This is a genomic window from Rhizobium indigoferae (assembly GCF_034554815.1).
Lineage (GTDB): Bacteria > Pseudomonadota > Alphaproteobacteria > Rhizobiales > Rhizobiaceae > Rhizobium > Rhizobium leguminosarum.
The window spans coordinates 404053-422112 of sequence record NZ_CP140636.1 but is presented as its reverse complement, the minus strand read 5'-3'; the positions used below and the strand labels follow the sequence as shown (position 1 = coordinate 422112).

The following is an 18060-nucleotide window of genomic DNA, read 5'->3' as shown; positions in this document are numbered from 1 at the left end:
AGGCTACAGAAGGAGCTATTGTCATGGATAATCAGCATCTGGCACCCGCCGCCGTGCTTGCGGCCAAGAACGGCGTCCGGTTTCCCAATGAGAGCGAGGCGTATCGCAGCGCCCGCGACGCGCTGCTGGCCGAAGAGATCGAGTTGCGCCGGCACATCGAGCGTGTGGCAAGACAGCGCCGGGCGCTGCCGCCGGGCGGCGAGGTGACGAAAGACTACCGCTTCGAGGGCAGCGATGGGCCAATATCCTTCAGCGAGCTCTTCGCCGACAAGGAGACGCTGATCGTCTACAGCTACATGTTCGGCCCGCAACGCGAGCGTCCATGCCCGATGTGCACCTCGCTTCTGTCGGCCTGGGATGGCGAAGTGCCTGACATCCAGCAGCGCGCAGCGCTTGCCGTCGTCGCCCGCTCGCCGATCGAAAAGCTGCTCGCCTTCAAGAAAGAACGCGGCTGGCATCACCTGCCGCTATATTCCGATATGACGGACGACTATAGCCGCGACTATCACGCGATCGGCACGGATGGTGGCGATGGTGCCGCCTTCAACGTTTTCACGCGACGCGACGGCACCATCCGCCATTTCTGGAGCCAGGAGATGGGCGAGGTGACGGCTGATCCGGGCGAGGATCCGCGCGGCGCGCCCGACCTGATGCCGCTTTGGACCATTATCGATTCGACGCCCGAAGGCCGGCCCGCGGACTGGTATCCGAAGCTGTCCTATTAATAGCCGGCGTCGTCCGCCGTCAGCCGGTGGAGCGGTTTCTGGAGGCTTCGACCCATTCGATGCTGGTGACGGCGGCATCCGGCAGCGGCGACGGATCGATGTCGTAGACATAGCCGGAGAGCATGTCGGCGGCGCGTTCCGTCGCCTTTATCTTCGCCTCGGTTTCCGCGACCGCCTTGGAGATTGCTTCGATGCGGGCGCGAAACATGTGGGCGAGCACATCGCGGCCGGACTGTTTTTCGAGCCGTTCGAGATGCAGTCCGACGCGCGAGGCGTGGCGCTCCAGCTCGCTCTTGCTGAAACGCGCCTTGCGCAGTTCTTCGGAAAGGCTGTCCTGCATGACGGCGACAGGATCGAAACTTCCCGGTGCGCGCTCGTCGAGCACTGCATCGGTGACGAGCTTCTCAATCATCACGAGCGCCTGCAATTCGGCCGCATCGGCGAATTCAACGTCATAGCCGGTATCGTCGTAGACCTTGCGCCGGACCGGATCGAGAAGCAGCCCATAGGCTTTCTGCAGATTGGCAAAGGCTTCCGAATCACCACCCGAATCGGGGTGGGCAACCTTCGCCAGGCGCCGATAGGCGGCCTTCAGCTGCGCCTCGTCCGCATCGCGTTCAACGCCGAGAATATCGTATGGATCCGTCACGCCTGCTCCCTTGCTCCCCGGCACGTTGCGGGCAGTCTAGGTCTTCTTCTGCATCAGAAGGGCGAAGTTTAGACCGAAACGACGAATGACGTCCATGGCCCGAGATGGCGATGGTTTATGCACATGCCGCGCCAAATCATCGATTGTTTAATGTTTTCAATTCGTTGTTCGGAAATCAGCTTGTGGTGATCGAAGCGAGATAACATCTGGCTTCGCCATCGATTTCCAGCACGGTTGCGGTCGCGTCCTCGATCAGCAGTGCATCGCCGGCCGCAAGCGCGCCGGTCTCGCCGTCCTTTCGGAATGACAATGCGCCCTGATCACAGAGAAACAGGCATGTCGCGGGCGGTAGCGGCACGTTCTTGCCGCCATCGACGTCGATGCGGATCAACCTGTGGGCGAGCCCGACACGGCGTGTCATGACGTTGAGATCGGTGATTGATCCATCCTGGAGCCTGGCCGTGACGGAGACATCCGCGGGGAAGGCTAACGGATCGCTTGCCGTTGTCAGCAGCACCGGCGCGCTGCCTTCCACTTCGAGCACCATGCCGTTACCATCAAGGATCGCCAGCGTGCGGTCGATGCCGGGAAAGATCGAAAACGGGCCGTCCTCTGCGACCGTCGCCATGCTGATGCGCCAGTCGAAGTCGTCGATCGAAGCGTCAGCTGGAAAGACGGCGATCTCCACCGTCTCTCCCTTGCCGTTTTTCCAGGGCATGCGTTTATGATCGCCGGCGCGCAGGATCCTCACCGGGTTCAGTTCCCGAGAATGCCCGGCAGGCGCAGGCCCTTTTCCTTGGCGCACTCGATGGCGATCTCGTAGCCGGCATCGGCGTGGCGCATGACGCCGGTCGCCGGATCGTTCCAGAGCACACGCTCGAGACGTCTTGCGGCATCGTCCGTGCCGTCCGCGCAAATGACCATGCCGGAGTGCTGCGAGAAGCCCATGCCGACGCCGCCGCCGTGATGCAGCGACACCCAGGTCGCACCCGATGCCGTGTTGAGCAGGGCATTGAGCAGCGGCCAGTCGGAAACGGCGTCAGAACCGTCCTTCATCGCTTCGGTCTCGCGGTTCGGCGAGGCGACGGAGCCGGAGTCCAGATGGTCGCGGCCAATGACGATCGGGGCGGAGAGTTCGCCTGTCCTCACCATCTCGTTGAAGGCGAGGCCGAGCTTGTGGCGGTCGCCTAGACCTACCCAGCAGATGCGTGCCGGCAGGCCCTGGAAGGCAATGCGCTCCCTGGCCATGTCGAGCCAGTTGTGCAGGTGCTTGTTGTCAGGCAGCAACTCCTTCACCTTGGCATCGGTCTTGTAGATATCCTCCGGATCGCCGGAAAGGGCCGCCCAGCGGAAGGGGCCGATGCCGCGGCAAAACAGCGGACGGATATAGGCCGGCACGAAGCCCGGGAAGGCGAAGGCGTTTTCGAGGCCTTCGTCCTTGGCGACCTGGCGGATATTGTTGCCATAATCGAGTGTCGGCACGCCGGCATTCCAGAAAGCGATCATTGCTTCGACGTGCTCGCGCATCGAGGCGCGCGCTGCTTTTTCCACTGCCTTCGGATCGCTTTCGCGCTTTGCCTTCCACTCACCCATCGTCCAGCCCTTCGGCAGGTAGCCGTTGATCGGGTCGTGGGCCGAGGTCTGGTCGGTGACGATATCGGGGCGGATGCCGCGGCGGACCATCTCCGGCAGGATTTCGGCAGCATTGCCGAGCAGGCCGACGGATTTGGCCTCGCCGGCCTTGGTCCAGCGGTCGATCATCTCAAGCGCTTCATCGAGCGTCTCGGCCTTGGCGTCGACATAGCGGGTGCGCAGGCGGAAATCGATCGAATCGGGATTGCATTCGACGGCAAGGCAGCAGGCGCCGGCCATGACGGCGGCGAGCGGCTGGGCGCCACCCATGCCGCCGAGGCCGCCGGTCAGGATCCATTTTCCCTTGAGATTGCCGCCGTAGTGCTGGCGGCCGGCCTCGACGAAGGTCTCGTAGGTGCCCTGCACGATGCCCTGCGTGCCGATATAGATCCACGAGCCGGCCGTCATCTGGCCGTACATGGCAAGGCCCTTCTTATCCAGCTCGTTGAAATGATCCCAGGTCGCCCAATGCGGCACGAGGTTGGAATTGGCGATCAGCACCCGCGGTGCATCCTTGTGGGTGCGGAATACGGCCACCGGCTTGCCGGATTGGACGATCAAGGTTTCTTCTTCCGTCAGCGTCTTCAGCGTCGCGACGATGCGGTCGAAATCCTCCCAGGTGCGGGCGGCGCGGCCGATGCCGCCATAAACGACGAGCTCGTTCGGATTTTCGGCGACGTCAGGGTCGAGATTGTTCATCAGCATGCGCAGCGGCGCTTCAGTCATCCAGCTCTTGGCATTGAGATCGTTGCCGCGGGGCGCGCGGATTTCGCGGATATTGTGGCGTGGATTGTTCATGGCGGTTCCCCTGTCGAGTGATCGTTATCGTTTCAGGCCTGGTGCAATCTGTTCGATGCGCACCAGAATTTTTTTAAGATGGACGCGAAGTCTGTCTGCCTTGGCGGCATCGTAGGCGAAGGGCGTCGCCTCGGTTTGGAGATGCGTCGATTGCGCGAGCTCCATCTGGATCGCGTGCACACCAGTGTCGGGCCGACCATAGTGGCGTGTCGTCCAGCCGCCCTTGAAGCGACCGTTGAGCACACTGTCGTAACCTTCGGCGGCTTCGACGACGGTGAGCGTCGCCTGCTCGATCGCGCTGTCGCACGTCTTGCCCATGTCGGTGCCGATATTGAAATCCGGCAACTTGCCTTCGAAGAGGAAGGGGATGTGGGAGCGGATCGAGTGGCAGTCGTAGAGAATTGCGACGCCATGGATGGCTCTCACGCGCTCGATCTCGGTGGCGAGTGCGGCATGATAGGGAGCATGGAAGTCCCGCAGCCGCGCCACGATGTCGGCTTCGTCAGGCGCCTGCCCATCCTTCCAGATCGCCTTGCCGTCGAAATCCGTCTGCGGAATGAGGCCGGTGGTGTTCTGGCCGGGATAGAGGCTGACGCCCGCCGGATCGCGGTTGGCGTCGATCACATAGCGGTGGAAGGTGGCGCGCACCACCGTGACGTTGTCCAGCAGGCCGTCATAGAGCCTGTGGATATGCCAGTCGGTGTCCGCCAGCATCCTGCCATTGTCGTCGAGCCGGTCAGCAATCTCAGCCGGCACGTCGGTGCCGGTATGGGGGAAGCCGAGGATGACGGGGGAGGTGCCTTGGCGAATTTCGCATGGGGAGGAGACTTTTTCCGTCGCCATCATCTCAACCCTCCAATACCGGCAATATGCCAGACGAAACCGAGGCGTTCAGCGCGCCCGTTGCCACCAGCTCGGCGGCGGCGGCGAGGTCGTTTGCCATGTAGCGATCGGCGTCGAGGCTCGGAGCTTTGCTGCGAATAGCGGCGATCGCCTTGGCAAGCTCCGGGCTCGTCGATAGGGGCGCGCGCAGTTCAACGCCTTGGGCGGCGGTCAGCGCCTCGATGCCGATGATGCCGAACAGGTTCTCGGTCATGGCAAGCAGGCGGCGGGCGCCATGGCAGGCCATCGAGACATGGTCTTCCTGGTTGGCCGACGTCGGTGTCGAATCGACCGAGGCCGGGTGCGACATCTGCTTGTTTTCCGACATCAGCGCCGCCGACGTAACCTCCGCGATCATCAGGCCGGAATTCAAGCCCGGCTTCTTGGCGAGGAAGGCCGGCAGGCCGTAGGAGAGTGTCGGATCGACCAGCAGCGCGATGCGGCGCTGCGAAATCGCACCGATCTCGCAGACGGCGAGCGCGATCTGGTCAGCGGCGAAGGCGACGGGTTCGGCGTGGAAATTACCGCCGGAGACGACGGAATTGTCCGAGAGAACCAGCGGATTGTCGGTGACCGCATTGGCCTCGATTTCAAGGGTGTGCGCGACCGAGCGCAACAGATCGAGGCAGGCGCCGTCAACCTGCGGCTGGCAGCGGATGCAATAGGGATCCTGCACGCGCTCGTCGCCCTCGATGTGGCTCTGGCGAATGATGGAATTTTCGAGCAGCGCGCGAAGCGCGGCTGCCGTGTCGATCTGGCCCTTGTGGCCACGCAGTGTGTGAATATCCGGATGGAAGGGCGCCGAAGAGCCCATGGCGGCATCGGTGGACATGGCGCCGGTGATAAGGGCTGCCTGTGCGGCACGATGGGCGCGAAACAGGCCGGCCAGCGCCAGCGCCGTCGAGGTCTGGGTGCCGTTGATCAGCGCCAGGCCCTCCTTTGCGGCGAGCACCACTGGTCTGAGGCCAGCCCTTTCGAGGGCTTGCGCACCTGAGAGGCGTTCGCCGGCGAAGAAGGCTTCGGCCTCGCCCATCATCACCGCCGCCATATGGGCGAGCGGGGCGAGATCGCCGGAGGCGCCGACCGAGCCCTTTTCCGGGATCAGCGGGATGACGCCTTTTTCCAGCATGCCTTCTATCAGCCGTACCAGCTCCAGCCGCACGCCGGAGGCGCCGCGTCCGAGCGAGACCAGCTTCAGCGCCATGATCAGCCGCACGATATTCTCAGGCAGCGGCGCGCCGACGCCGCAGCAATGCGACAGGATGAGATTGCGCTGCAAGGTGGTCACATCGGCGCTGTCGATCTTGATCGAGGCGAGTTTGCCGAAGCCGGTATTGATGCCGTAGACCGGCGCATTGCCGGCGGCGATCTCGGCGATACGGGCAGCGGCCTTGGCGATCCCCGCATCGAAGGCGGGATCGAGCCTTGCCGGTGCGCTTGTCCAGTAGATGATTTCCAAATCCTTGAGCGAGACGGAGCCCGGGTGGAGTGTGATGGTCATCGACCGTTCCTTTCGCCCTTGAAGACGCGTGTGTGAAGCGGATTGAAGCCGATGCGGTAGACGAGCTCGGCAAGGCTTTCGATATTCCAGATGGCGAGATCGGCGGATTTGCCGGGTTCGAGCGTTCCTGTCTTGTCGAGCAGACCGAGCGCGCGCGCACCTTCGCGGGTGGCGCCGGCGATGCATTCCTCAACGGTCAGGCCGAAAAGTGTGGCCGACATGTTCATGGTGAGCAGCATCGAAGTGAGCGGCGAGGTGCCGGGATTGCAATCAGTGGCGATCGCGATCGGCACGCCTGCCCGCCGCAACGCCTCAACCGGCGGCTTCTGCTTTTCATGGATGGCGTAGAAGGCGCCGGGCAGCAGCACGGCGACGGTGCCGGCTGCGGCCATCGCCGCAACGCCATCTTCATCGAGATATTCGAGGTGATCGGCTGAAAGCGCGCCATAGGACGCGGCGAGCTTGGCGCCGCCAAGATTGGAGAGCTGCTCGGCATGCAGCTTGACCGGCAGGCCGAGCGCCTTAGCCTTGTCGAAGACGCGGGCGATCTCGGTCGTGGAAAAGGCGATGCCCTCGCAAAAGCCGTCGACGGCATCGGCAAGACCGAGATTATGCATGTCGTCGAGACCTGGCAGGACGACATCATCGAGATAATCGCCGTTGCGCCCCTTATATTCCACTGGCGTCGCATGGGCGCCGAGATAGCTGGTGGCGACGCGGACCGGTCTGATATGGCCAAGCAGGCGGGCGCTCTGCAGCATCTTCACTTCGCCGGTTCGGTTCAGCCCGTAACCCGACTTGACCTCGATCGTCGTGACACCTTCGGCAAGCAGCGTGTCGAGCCGCGGCAGAGCCCCGGCGACGAGTTCCTCGACCGACTGCGCATTGGTCGCCTTCACCGAGGAGACGATGCCGCCGCCGGCACGCGCAACCTCCTCATAGGTGGCGCCTGCAAGGCGCATTTCGAACTCGCGGGCGCGGTTGCCGCCATGAACGATATGGGTGTGGCAGTCGACGAGGCCGGGCGTAACCCAACGGCCTTCCAGATCGATGATTTCGGAGTGTTCGATGGCCGATGCCGGCAGGTCGCTTTCGGCGCCGGCAAAGGCGATGCGGCCGTTTTCGATCAGCACGGCGCCCTTTTCGACGATGCCGAGCCCTTCTTTATCGGGCGCAAGCGTGGCCAGCCGCGCATTGCGCCAAAGCGCCGGACGGGCGTCGGCGGACGAGGCTTCCTCTGAAAAATTGTTCCCGGTCATCAGCTTTGCGCCTTTCCTTATGCCAAAACATGTATATACATAATCAGCAGGTGACAAGAGAAATTTTGCGCGCTTTTCTGGAAAAGAAAGATCGGCGACGCGCTAAAAGGAGAGGGAAGGCCATGACCACACTTCACGCAGACACGGCACTGACCCCGCAGGGCTGGCAGAAGGATGTGCGGCTGACGCTCGAAGCCGGGCGCATCGCACGGGTCGAAATCGGCACGTCTCCCAGGCCTGGCGACGAACGCCACGCTCTGCTTGTTCCCGCCATGGCGAACCTGCACAGCCATGCCTTCCAGCGGGCGATGGCCGGCCTTGCCGAAGTGCGCGGCCCGGCCAATGACAGCTTCTGGAGCTGGCGCACTGTCATGTACAAGTTTGCCCTGGCGATGACGCCGGCGCATGTCGAGGCGGTGGCGGCCAAACTTTATGCGGAAATGCTTGAGGCCGGTTTTTCCCGCGTCGGCGAATTCCACTATCTCCACCATGATAGAGATGGCAGCGCCTATGCCAATATCGCCGAGCTTGCCGAGCGCATCGGGGCGGCGTGTGAAGAGACCGGTATCGGCCTGACGTTGCTGCCGGTCTTCTATGCCCATTCCGGCTTCGGCGGTGCTGCCCCCATCGATGGCCAGCGGCGTTTCATCAATTCGCTCGAAAGCTTCGAAAGGCTGTTGGAGGGGTGCCGTGCGGTGACCAACCGGCTCGACGGGAGCGAGCTCGGGCTGGCGCCGCACAGCCTCCGCGCCGCGACACCGGAGGAGCTCACAAGGCTCGTGCCGATGGCGGGCGAGGGTCCCATCCATATCCATGTCGCCGAGCAGGTGAAGGAGGTCGAGGACTGCATCGCCTGGTCCGGCGCTCGGCCTGTGGAATGGCTGCTCGATCATGCGCCTGTGGATCAGCGCTGGTGCCTGATCCATGCGACGCACATGACCGAGGACGAAACACGGCGGATGGCGAAAAGCGGCGCGATCGCCGGACTCTGCCCGATCACCGAAGCCAATCTCGGCGACGGCGCCTTTGCCGCGCCGCTCTTCCTCGAAGAGGGCGGACGTTACGGCATCGGCTCGGATTCCAACGTGCTGATCTCCCTGCCGGAGGAACTGCGCCAGCTCGAATATTCGCAGCGCCTGGCGCTTCGCGCCCGCAACGTCGTCGCGGCACCCGGCGGTTCGACGGCACTTTCGCTGTTCACGCATGCGCTTGCCGGTGGCGGCGCCGCATTGAAAGCACCGACAGGTCTCGCTGAGGGCCATCACGCCGATATCGTTTCGCTCGATACGACGGCCATTCCCTATCTCACAGGCGACCAGATCCTCGACCATTGGGTATTTGCCGGCGGCGTTTCCGTCGATTGCGTCTGGACGTATGGGCGCAAGCAGGTGGAGGGCGGCCGCCATCTCAGGCGCGACGCCATCGACCGGCGATTCCTCGCTGTCATGGGCGAATTGCTGGCCGCCTGAAAAAGAGCTTTGCCTGTCCAAACATTCGAATTAGAGCAGTTCCAGCAAGTGTGTAGTGGTTTTGCGTTCGGGATTGCGTAAAAACAAAGAGATAGCGGGAGACCAATCGGAACGTGGCGATGAACCAAAGCAGGGATCCCACCTTGCATCAGCGCATCCTCAGCGACATCGAGGGTCGTATCGTCTCGGGCGATTGGCCGCCGGGGCACCGCATTCCCTTCGAGGTCGATCTCGCCACGCAGTATGACTGCTCGCGCATGACGGTGAACAAGGTGCTGACCCAGCTCGCCAAGGCCGGCCTTATCGAGCGCCGCAAGAAGTCCGGCAGCTTCGTCACCCAGCCGCAGGCGCAATCGGCTGTTCTCGAAATCCACGATATCAAGGCCGAGGTGCAGTCGCTGAACCTGCCCTATTCCTATGCGGTATCGAAAAAGACGAGCCGCAAGGCCAAGGCAGAAGACAGTCGAAGGCTGGAACTGCCTGTGGCGTCCTCGGTCGTCGAGGTCGTCTGCATCCACAATGCCGGCATGCGGCCCTTTTGCCTGGAGGAGCGGCTGATCAGCCTTGCGACGGTGCCGGAGGCCGCCAATGCCGATTTCCTGACGATGGCGCCGGGTCCCTGGCTGCTCAACCAGGTGCCTTGGAGCACGGCCGAACACCGGATCCACGCCGTCTCGGCCAATGCCGAAGTGGCCGCCGTCTTAGACATAGCGCGCAACACCGCCTGCCTCGTGGTCGAGCGCCGGACCTGGAGCGGCGCCGGCCCGGTGACGCATGTGCGCTTCACCTATCCGGGCGATCGTCACGCGCTGGTGGCGCGTTTCACGCCGGCGTCGCAATAGGTCCGCTATGTTCCATATACAACTTGGGCAGTGTTTTTATTCCTCAAACATCTTGCCGCTGCGTGCTTCCAGCCGGTAGCGGTGGCCGGGATAGACGAGGCGGGCGGTCGAGACCACCTGCTTTGCCGACCATGTGCGCCGTCGGATCGTCAGGCACGGTTCGGTCTTCATGATGGTCAGCAACTTGCATTCCCAGGCCTGCGGCATCGCCGCCTCGACAACGTGTTCGGAGCCGCTGAGCGGGGCCGCAGCCGTCAGATAAGCGTTCGGCGTCAGCGTCGAAAAATCCTGGTCGAGATATTCAGGCGCGGCCTCCGGATGGACGAAGCGGTCCTCGATCTGCACGGGAACACCGTTTTCGCTGTGGACGATCAGCGAGTGGAAAACCGCAGCACCAATCGGCAGTTCCAGCGCGTCGGCAACCTCGGGAGAGGCGGTTTCCTGGGCGAGAACAACGACGGAGGCCTCGTGGACATGACCGCGTTCGGCGATTTCCTCGGCGATGTTGCGGACCTCGAAGAGTGCCGAATAACCCTTGCGCTCGGCAACGAAGGAGCCGACGCCCTGGATACGGACGAGTTCGCCTTCGTTGGCAAGTTCGCGCAGCGCCCGATTGGCGGTCATCTTGCTGACGCCGAGCTCGACGACCAGCTCGTTTTCCGAGGGCACGCGATATTTCGGCGGCCATTCGCCGCTCTGGATGCGGTCGAGGATCACCTGCTTGACGCCGGCATAGAGCGGGGTGCTATCATTTTCCGCCAGTTCGCGCTTCATCTCGCCGGGACGCTTCATTGCCTATTCCTTTTGCACGAATGGAATTCGCCACATAATTCGACTTTCCTCTTGCATATCACAAAATATCTCATATGGTACCATATACAACCTCCCAATCGGTCCTCGAAACAGAAATAGGACAGGAAAGGGCAAGCCGGCGAAGATCGGCCGTGGTGCCGCAAGGTCTGTTTCAACTCCAGAGGAGAATTCAAACATGAAATTCAGCGCAATCCTGCTTTGTGGCGTGGCGGCTTTTTCCGCCTTCGCCGCACCTGCCTTTTCCAAAGACTGGACGAAGGCGACCATTACCCTCGAAGGCGCCTATGCGCCCTGGAACCTCACCAATGCCGACGGCACGCTCGGCGGCTTCGAACCGGAACTCGCCAAGGTGCTGTGCGAACGCGCCAAGATCGAATGCACGCTGGTCGCCTCCGACTGGGACGGCATGATCCCGGCGCTCAACGCCGGCAAGTTCGACGTCATCATGGATGCACTGTCGATCACCGATGAGCGCAAGCAGGTCATCGACTTTACGGTTCCCTATGCCGCCACGCCTGCCGCCTTTGCTACCGCCAAGGACAGCCCGCTGGCAAAGGCCGCCGGCACCGGCACCACGATCAAGATGACGCCCGGCCAGACCGGCGTGAAAGAGATCGACGCGCTGAAGGCCGCCTTCAAGGGCAAGACGATCGGCATCCAGGCGGCGACCGTCTACGCCAAGTTCGTCTATGACAATTTCGGCGATATTGCCGAGATCCGCGAATACAAGACCGGTGCCGACCGCGACCTCGACCTGCAGAACGGCCGCATCGACCTCGGCTTCGACGATGCCGTCTATTTCAACAATGCCTTTGCGTCCGCCAACGGCGCGCTCGACTTCACCGGCCCCGAGATCGCCGGTTCGATCTGGGGCGAGGGCGAAGGCCTGGGTGTCCGCAAGGCCGACACGGACCTACGCGACAAGTTCAGCGAAGCGATCAAGTCCGCACTTGCCGACGGCACCGTCAAGAACCTCTCGATGAAGTGGTTCAAGGTCGATGTCAGCCCGCAATAAGCGTTTCGGCCTTTCGGCCGCAAACACCGGTCTCCGGCTTTATCGCCGGAGACCGCATGCTATTGTCAATCCGCAAAACACTGCCACGGACGGGGAACGGACGATATGGCAAGCTTGGAACTTCTCGGCTTCGGCTCGACGGGATGGGGCGCGTTGCTTATTGCCGCCGCCTTGATGACGCTGGCTGTCACGGCGACGGCACTGGCGATCGGCGCAGTGCTCGGCGCGATTGTCGCAGCTGCGAAACTCTCCGGCAATCTTGTCCTCGTCACGCTCGGCAACGTCTATACGACCGTGTTTCGCGGCGTGCCGGAACTGCTGATCATCTATCTCATCTATTTCGGCGGTTCGTCGGCCGTCACCTCTATCGGCCAGGCGATGGGTTACGAGGGGTTCCTCGGCTTGCCCTCCTTTGTCGCCGGTGCGCTTGCCGTTGGCATCATCTCCGGCGCCTACCAGGCGGAGGTCTTCCGCGGCTCATTTCTCGCCATCTCCAAGGGCGAGCTCGAGGCCGCCTCGGCGATCGGCATGCATCGCGGCATGCGCCTTCGCCGCATCATCATGCCGCAGGTGTTTCGCCTCGCCATTCCTGGTCTCGGTAACGTCTGGCAGCTCAGTCTCAAGGATTCGGCGCTGATCTCCGTCACCGGCCTTGCCGAATTGATGCGCACCAGCCAGGTGGCGGCAGGCTCGACCCGGCAATATTTCCTGTTCTTCATTGCCGGCGGCTGCCTCTATCTGCTCCTGACCAGCCTTTCGGACCGCATCTTCAACGGGGCGGAGCGCCGCGCCAATCGCAGCATGCCGGCATCCGCCATGGGCCAGGCGTAAGGAGGCGACAATGGATTTCACCTTCATCGCCTCGACCATGGTCACCCTGCTCAAGGCCGTACCGACGACGCTCATCCTGTTTTCCCTGTCGATCGTCTCCGGCGGCCTGCTGGCGCTTGTCATCGTCTGGATGCGGACCAGCGGCAACCCAGTGCTTTCGGGCTTCGCCAAAGGCTATATCTTCGTCTTCCGCGGCTCGCCGCTGTTGATCCAGATGTTCCTGGTCTTCTACGGCCTCGGCCAGTTCGGCGTCATCCGCTATTCCTTCCTCTGGCCGTTCCTGCGCGAGCCGATGGTCTGCGCCGTGCTGTCACTGGCGCTCTGCACCGCCGGTTACACGGCGGAGATTTTCCGTGGCGGCATTCGCGCCGTCTCCCCGAAGGAGATCGAAGCGGCACGCTCGATCGGCATGTCCGGCTTCCTGCTGGTGCGCCGTATCCTGGCGCCGATTGCCTTCCGTCACGCGCTGCCGGCCTATTCCACCGAGATCGTGCTGATGATGAAGTCGACGGCGCTCGCAAGCCTTGTCACCGTCTGGGAAGTCACCGGCGTGGCGCAGCGGCTGATCTCGCAGACCTACCGCACAATGGAAGTCTTTCTCTGTGCGGCGATCATCTATCTCGTCCTCAACTTCATCATCCTGCAGGGCATGGCTCTGCTCGAATATTCGCTGTCCCGACATCGCCGCGCCATTCCGCAGGCGCTGAAGGCGTAGGCGGCCTAGAACAGGATGATTTTAGGCCGGGTCGGCCTAAAATCTGAATCCTGTTCTAAACTAAATAGTTAGAGCATGATGTTGTCCGAAAACCGCTCACACTTTTCGGCATCATGCTCGTGACCCCGATTGGAGCACTCATGCCAGGCGTAACCCGACTATCGGTCCGCAATATCCGCAAGAGCTTCGGTACGCACGAAGTATTGCGCGGCATTTCCCTCGATGCGGAAGACGGCGATGTGATCTCGCTGCTCGGCGCCTCCGGCTCCGGCAAGTCGACCTTTCTGCGTTGCATTAACATGCTCGAAACTGCCAGCGACGGCGAGATCTGGGTCGACGGTGAGGAGATCCGCATGGTGCATAAGGGCGGGCGAAGCAAGCCGGCCAGCCAGAAGCAGGTGGACCATATCCGCTCCGAACTTGGCATGGTATTCCAGTCCTTCAATCTCTGGTCCCATATGACGATCCTGCAGAACGTCATCGAAGGGCCGATCCATGTGCTGAAGCGACCGCGTGCCGACTGCATCGCCGAGGCCGAAGCGCTGCTCGAAAAGGTCGGCATCGCCGATAAGCGCCATGCCTATCCGGCCCATCTCTCCGGCGGCCAGCAGCAGCGCGCCGCGATCGCCCGCGCGCTAGCGATGAAGCCGAAGGTGATGCTCTTTGACGAACCGACCTCGGCGCTCGATCCGGAGCTTGTCGGCGAAGTTCTGCGCGTCATGCGCGCGCTGGCCGAGGAGGGCATGACCATGCTCGTCGTCACCCATGAGATGAGCTTTGCCCGCAACGTCTCGAACCGCGTCGTCTTCATGCGCGAGGGGCTGATCGAAAGCAGCGGCAAGCCGGACGACATGTTTACCGGCGGCGCCACACCCGCGTTTCGCCAGTTCATCGGCCATTTCGGAAGCGGTCAATGACCATCACCATCGAAACCGTGCTGACCTGGCGCGATGTCGCGCGCGTCGGGACCGGAGAAGCGCTGGCGCTGTCGCCCACCGCCTTGGCGCGCGTCGAGCAGGCAAGCCGCATCGTTGCGCGCATCGTCGAGACAGGCGTGCGCGCCTACGGCGTCAACACCGGCGTCGGGGCACTCGCCGATACGGTGGTCGATCGTGGCTCGCAGAGCCTGCTGTCGCGCAGCATCGTGCTCAGCCATGCCTGCGGCGTCGGTCCGTTGCTGGCCGCCCGCGAAGTGCGCGCGATCATCGCGGCTGAGATCGCCAATTTCGCCCATGGTCATTCCGGCGTGCGGCGCGAGATCGTCCAGCATCTTGCGGCCCTGCTGGAACATGATTGCATTCCCGACGTGCCGTCCAAGGGCTCTGCCGGGTACCTCGTCCATAACGCCCATATTGCGCTTGTTCTGATCGGCGAAGGCAGCGCTCACCGGGACGGCCGGCGCATGAGCGGTCGCGAGGCGCTTGCTGCGATCGGCCTCGAACCGCTGGTGCTCGGCGCCAAGGAAGGCTTGAGCCTGGTCAACGGCACGGCCTGCGCCACCGGTCTGACCGCCGTGGCGCTTTCGCGTGCCGAGCGGCTGCTCGACTGGGCCGATGCGATCGCCGTGCTGACGCTGGAAGCGGCAGGCTGCCAGATCGCCGCCTTCGACGGGGCGGTGCTGGCGCTGCGCCCATCGGCGGGAATAGAAAAAGTCGGAGCGAGCCTGCGCGCGCGGCTTCAGGGCAGCGGTCTTGTCGCCGCCGCCTTAGGCCGGCGCACGCAGGATGCGCTCAGCCTTCGTTCGGTGCCGCATGCCCATGGCGCTGCCCGCGATGTCTTCGACAATTCCGCCCGCGTCGTCGATCAGGAGCTTGCTTCGGTGACGGACAATCCGGCTGTCTCAGGCACGCCGGAACACCCGATCGTCTCCTCCGAGGCGCATGCCGTTGCCCCGGCGCTCGGGCAGGCGGCCGATAGCCTGGCCATTGCGCTGGCACAGATCGGTGCGATCAGCGAACGGCGCATGGACCGGCTCGTCAATCCGCTGGTGAGCGGCCTGCCGCCTTTCCTCGCCAGCGATGCCGGCAGCCATTCCGGCTTCATGATTGCTCAGTATACCGCTGCCGCGCTCAGCAACGAGAACCGCCGCCTTGCCGCACCCGCGGCCATGGACGGCGGGCTGACCTCAGGCCTGCAGGAGGATTTCCTCGCGCATCCGACGGCTGCCGCCGGCAAGCTGCTCGCCGTCATCGACAACGCCGAATATATCCTGGCAATCGAGCTGATGGCCGCTGCCCAGGCGCATGATTTCCTGGCGGCGACGGCGCCGCGGGCCGCAGGAACAGACCTGGTCTACAAGGCCGTGCGGGAGCATGTTTCCCACTATAGTGACGAACGGCCGCTCAACGGCGATATCGAAGCCGTTCGCAGCCTGATCCGCGATACTTCGCCGCCGCTATAATCGACTGTCAGAACGGTTTGCTTGTTTCGGAATTCTGCTTCGGCCTTTCGCCAGCCTCGAGCCGTTTGAGGCACTGGCGATAAGTCGGGTAGAGCTGATCCACCCGCGAGAGCGGAAGCGTCCAGTCGCCTTCGTCGCCGGCAAAGGTAAGCTGCACGTCAGGCGTTCCGGCAAAGGAATTCTTGATGATCTTCTTCAGTCCGCCGCTCCCCTTGCTGGCCGGACCCCAGAGGCGAAGCGTGTTATTGTCGAAGAATTCGGCGGCGACCACTTTCGTCGTCGTACGGTTGGTCAGCGTCACCTCGGTCTTGGTATCGGCCGGAATGTCCCATGTGTTCTTTGATACCAGCCAGAACGTCTCGGTTGCGCTCTGGCGGAATTCCATGGTCTTGCCGATCTCGCTGTCCCACAGCAGGCGGCAATAGGGATGCGGGCTCTCATTCGCAAAGCCGACTGACCATTGTCTCGCGCCGCCGATCCAATCGGTCTCGCCGAAGGCTGAGACCGGCTGCAGGGCGGCTGCAATCAGAACCATCACTGTCGGAATTTTCATCGCCGAAATCTTCTCCAACGCAATCGGCTCCAGCAATAGCAAAAGAAGGTTGAGCTTTTGCTACTACAGCCGCCGCGCGCGTCGTCGACTGCGGATTCACTTCGGGAAGAGGAACGTGACCGCGACGCGGAAGCCCAGTCCTTCCGGGCCATTGTCTGGAGCCGCCGCCCAATATCGTATGCCCGCCGTCAGGCTGATTGGCTGCTTGTCGATGGTGATCAGCTTGGCGACTGCGAAGTTGATCGGCACCGACCAGTCGTTCGTTTCCCAGTTATATGTCGACTCCGTATTCAGCGAGAACGTCCAGGCGTCCTTGGTCGTGTAGGAGAGGAACGGCTGGAGGAACGTCGAACTCACATCCTCCCGGTCGCTTTGACCAGCGAACGACCAGATGTGGTTCCCGAGAAAGCCGTAAGTCCAGGGGCCGTCCTGCTTAAGGACGACCGCTGTCGGACCCGCACCCCACTTGCCGCTTCCGAGGAGCTCGTCCGTCGCCGTCGGCAACAGGAACACCGGGCCGACGCCCCAGACGATGCCGCTCTCGGTCGGCTTGGACGGCGAGAAGAAGAAACTTTGCGTGATGTCGCCCAGACCGAACTGCGTTCCCGACGGTCCGGCAATGTCGTTCTGCCATGTGACTGGCAGGATGGTGCGCGAGATGACGTTCCAGTCCTCGTTTATCTTGAAGGGAATGACCGGCTGAATGTTCAGCGTCGCCTTGTCGCCGTCGTCTGGACCATAGCCGTGATCGTAGTTGAACTGGAACGGGACGCTGATGAGCGAGGCTATCGGATTGGAAAGCTTCTTCGCCAGGTCTTCACTCGACTGGGCGGCTGCCGTCCCTGTCCAGACACCGAGCGGCGCGACAACCAGTACTACCCAAGAAGCGACTTTCTTCATCAATGCCTCCATGATCCGATTGAACCCAGCCCGCAGGGCAGGCTTCCTCCGAAATGAAACGATATCGCCCGGATCGATCCTGTTGGATACCGAACTGTGAGCCGCTGTCACGGCGGCTCTCTGCTTCCTGGGAGACGTCGTTGTTCCGGCTCCTCGAGGACACCAGGTGTTCAAAAGGCGAGCATACTGGAAGGATAATCGCTAACAGTACGAAGTTCGCCAGTCCGCCCGTTAGAACCGAATGGCGACTCCGATAATCGGCCCCTGCTGGACGACGTCGAAGACGAACCCGTCATTATCGTAGTTGACGCCGAGTGCACGATATCCGGCGACCGCTGAGACGGTGTCGTTGAACTTGTAGCCGAGGCCCAACGCCACATCCCAGTCGATATCGGCGCCGCCGGCGCCCAGCAGGCCCCACCCGGTGACATAGATTTCCGGCGTGAAGAAGTAGTTTCCTCGGACGCCGGCGACGGCATCGACCCATGTGGCGCTGTCCTCCACATCCACTCCGGCCAGAATGCCGCCATTGAAGGAGATCTCGGTTTTGGCCGACCAGACCCTCATGCCACCGACCACGTCGAGGTGGCCATTTTGATCTTCGAGCACGGCGTAACCGACGCCAAGAAATCCCGCGAAGGTCTTCGATGTCACATCGACGCTATCGGCAAGGATGCCGGCAGGTGTGTCGGCGTCGGCACCGAGCTTGGTGTAGATCACGTCACCCACGATGCTGAATCGATCGTATCTTGCTTCGCCTGCCGCCATGAAAGCGAAGTCGAGGTTATTGAGGATATCGCCGAAATCCGCGTCGATATGAACTTCCGGCAGCCCAAACTGCCCAATATCGCCGGATATGCCGGCAGCCCAGAAATATGGCGCGAAGGTGAATTCCCAGCCGCTCTGGCTCTCGACCGTTTTTGCTTCCGGCGTGAGCGGCGTGATATCGGCGGCGTTGCCGACCGACGCTGTGGACATGCCCGCCAATAACAGAATGGCATGCAAGTGTATGGCCTTCATGAGAATCCCCCGATCTCGTTTGTCGCCTCGGCACTGCTGTCCCGAGTCAGCACTG

18 protein-coding genes are annotated in these 18060 nt (G+C 62.4%); 8 read left to right on the top strand and 10 right to left on the bottom strand.

Going from position 1 to position 18060, the window contains the following annotated elements:
• Nucleotides 1-23 precede the first annotated feature (23 nt).
• Nucleotides 24-725, top strand: coding sequence for a DUF899 family protein (locus U5G49_RS25765; protein ID WP_115156662.1), 702 nt, complete (start codon nt 24-26; stop codon nt 723-725).
• 19 nt (nt 726-744) lie between these two features.
• On the opposite strand, the gene U5G49_RS25760 is transcribed toward U5G49_RS25765, so the two are convergent.
• The 6 genes from U5G49_RS25760 to hutI all read right to left on the bottom strand — a co-directional run bounded on the left by U5G49_RS25760 (nt 745) and on the right by hutI (nt 7446).
• Entirely contained in the window at nt 745-1374 is a 630-nt protein-coding gene (locus U5G49_RS25760) for a J domain-containing protein (protein ID WP_065276511.1), read from the bottom strand.
• 175 nt (nt 1375-1549) lie between these two features.
• A complete protein-coding gene (locus tag U5G49_RS25755; RefSeq protein ID WP_115156661.1) occupies nt 1550-2125 on the bottom strand; it encodes a HutD/Ves family protein in 576 nt (191 codons plus the stop codon).
• 5 nt (nt 2126-2130) lie between these two features.
• Nucleotides 2131-3804: a urocanate hydratase gene (gene hutU, locus U5G49_RS25750; RefSeq protein WP_024319882.1), complete on the bottom strand. Its 1674-nt coding sequence runs from the start codon at nt 3802-3804 to the stop codon at nt 2131-2133.
• Between the two features lie 24 nt (nt 3805-3828).
• Complete coding sequence (gene hutG, locus U5G49_RS25745) at nt 3829-4650, bottom strand: N-formylglutamate deformylase (protein WP_193443723.1); 822 nt, start codon at nt 4648-4650, stop codon at nt 3829-3831.
• Nucleotide 4651: 1 nt separating this feature from the next.
• Complete coding sequence (gene hutH / locus U5G49_RS25740) at nt 4652-6187, bottom strand: histidine ammonia-lyase (protein ID WP_193443721.1); 1536 nt, start codon at nt 6185-6187, stop codon at nt 4652-4654.
• On the bottom strand, nt 6184-7446 hold the full coding sequence (gene hutI / locus U5G49_RS25735) for an imidazolonepropionase (RefSeq protein ID WP_115156876.1): 1263 nt from the start codon (nt 7444-7446) through the stop codon (nt 6184-6186). Before hutI ends, hutH begins: the two co-directional genes overlap by 4 nt.
• A 122-nt stretch (nt 7447-7568) precedes the next feature.
• Between hutI and U5G49_RS25730 the strand changes: the two genes are divergently transcribed.
• Together U5G49_RS25730 and hutC (U5G49_RS25725) are read left to right on the top strand one after the other, a co-directional pair.
• A complete protein-coding gene (locus U5G49_RS25730; RefSeq protein WP_115156875.1) occupies nt 7569-8915 on the top strand; it encodes a formimidoylglutamate deiminase in 1347 nt (448 codons plus the stop codon).
• A 119-nt stretch (nt 8916-9034) separates the two neighbouring features.
• Complete coding sequence (gene hutC / locus U5G49_RS25725) at nt 9035-9757, top strand: histidine utilization repressor (RefSeq protein ID WP_115156874.1); 723 nt, start codon at nt 9035-9037, stop codon at nt 9755-9757.
• A gap of 36 nt (nt 9758-9793) precedes the next feature.
• Here hutC (U5G49_RS25725) and hutC (U5G49_RS25720) read toward each other — a convergent pair whose 3' ends face one another.
• Nucleotides 9794-10549: a histidine utilization repressor gene (gene hutC / locus U5G49_RS25720; RefSeq protein WP_018246348.1), complete on the bottom strand. Its 756-nt coding sequence runs from the start codon at nt 10547-10549 to the stop codon at nt 9794-9796.
• 196 nt (nt 10550-10745) lie between these two features.
• Between hutC (U5G49_RS25720) and U5G49_RS25715 the strand changes: the two genes are divergently transcribed.
• From U5G49_RS25715 to U5G49_RS25695, 5 genes are all read left to right on the top strand, one after another.
• Nucleotides 10746-11585 (top strand): transporter substrate-binding domain-containing protein, encoded by an 840-nt coding sequence (locus U5G49_RS25715; RefSeq protein ID WP_028732658.1) that lies wholly within the window; start codon nt 10746-10748, stop codon nt 11583-11585.
• Nucleotides 11586-11690: 105 nt separating this feature from the next.
• Nucleotides 11691-12416: an ABC transporter permease gene (locus U5G49_RS25710; RefSeq protein WP_018069855.1), complete on the top strand. Its 726-nt coding sequence runs from the start codon at nt 11691-11693 to the stop codon at nt 12414-12416.
• Nucleotides 12417-12426: 10 nt separating this feature from the next.
• The gene (locus U5G49_RS25705; RefSeq protein WP_018448839.1) at nt 12427-13131 is read left to right on the top strand and encodes an ABC transporter permease; all 705 of its coding nucleotides are present in this window, start codon (nt 12427-12429) and stop codon (nt 13129-13131) included.
• Between the two features lie 140 nt (nt 13132-13271).
• The gene (locus tag U5G49_RS25700) at nt 13272-14048 is read left to right on the top strand and encodes an ABC transporter ATP-binding protein (protein WP_018246352.1); all 777 of its coding nucleotides are present in this window, start codon (nt 13272-13274) and stop codon (nt 14046-14048) included.
• Complete coding sequence (locus U5G49_RS25695) at nt 14045-15532, top strand: HAL/PAL/TAL family ammonia-lyase (protein WP_193443719.1); 1488 nt, start codon at nt 14045-14047, stop codon at nt 15530-15532. The genes U5G49_RS25700 and U5G49_RS25695 overlap by 4 nt, the downstream gene beginning before the upstream one ends.
• 7 nt (nt 15533-15539) lie before the next feature.
• On the opposite strand, the gene U5G49_RS25690 is transcribed toward U5G49_RS25695, so the two are convergent.
• From U5G49_RS25690 to U5G49_RS25680, 3 genes are all read right to left on the bottom strand, one after another.
• Complete coding sequence (locus tag U5G49_RS25690; RefSeq protein ID WP_193443717.1) at nt 15540-16085, bottom strand: hypothetical protein; 546 nt, start codon at nt 16083-16085, stop codon at nt 15540-15542.
• Nucleotides 16086-16181: 96 nt separating this feature from the next.
• A complete protein-coding gene (locus U5G49_RS25685; protein WP_370091298.1) occupies nt 16182-16985 on the bottom strand; it encodes a transporter in 804 nt (267 codons plus the stop codon).
• A 231-nt stretch (nt 16986-17216) separates the two neighbouring features.
• Entirely contained in the window at nt 17217-18005 is a 789-nt protein-coding gene (locus tag U5G49_RS25680; RefSeq protein ID WP_193443715.1) for a hypothetical protein, read from the bottom strand.
• Between the last annotated feature and the right edge of the window lie 55 nt (nt 18006-18060).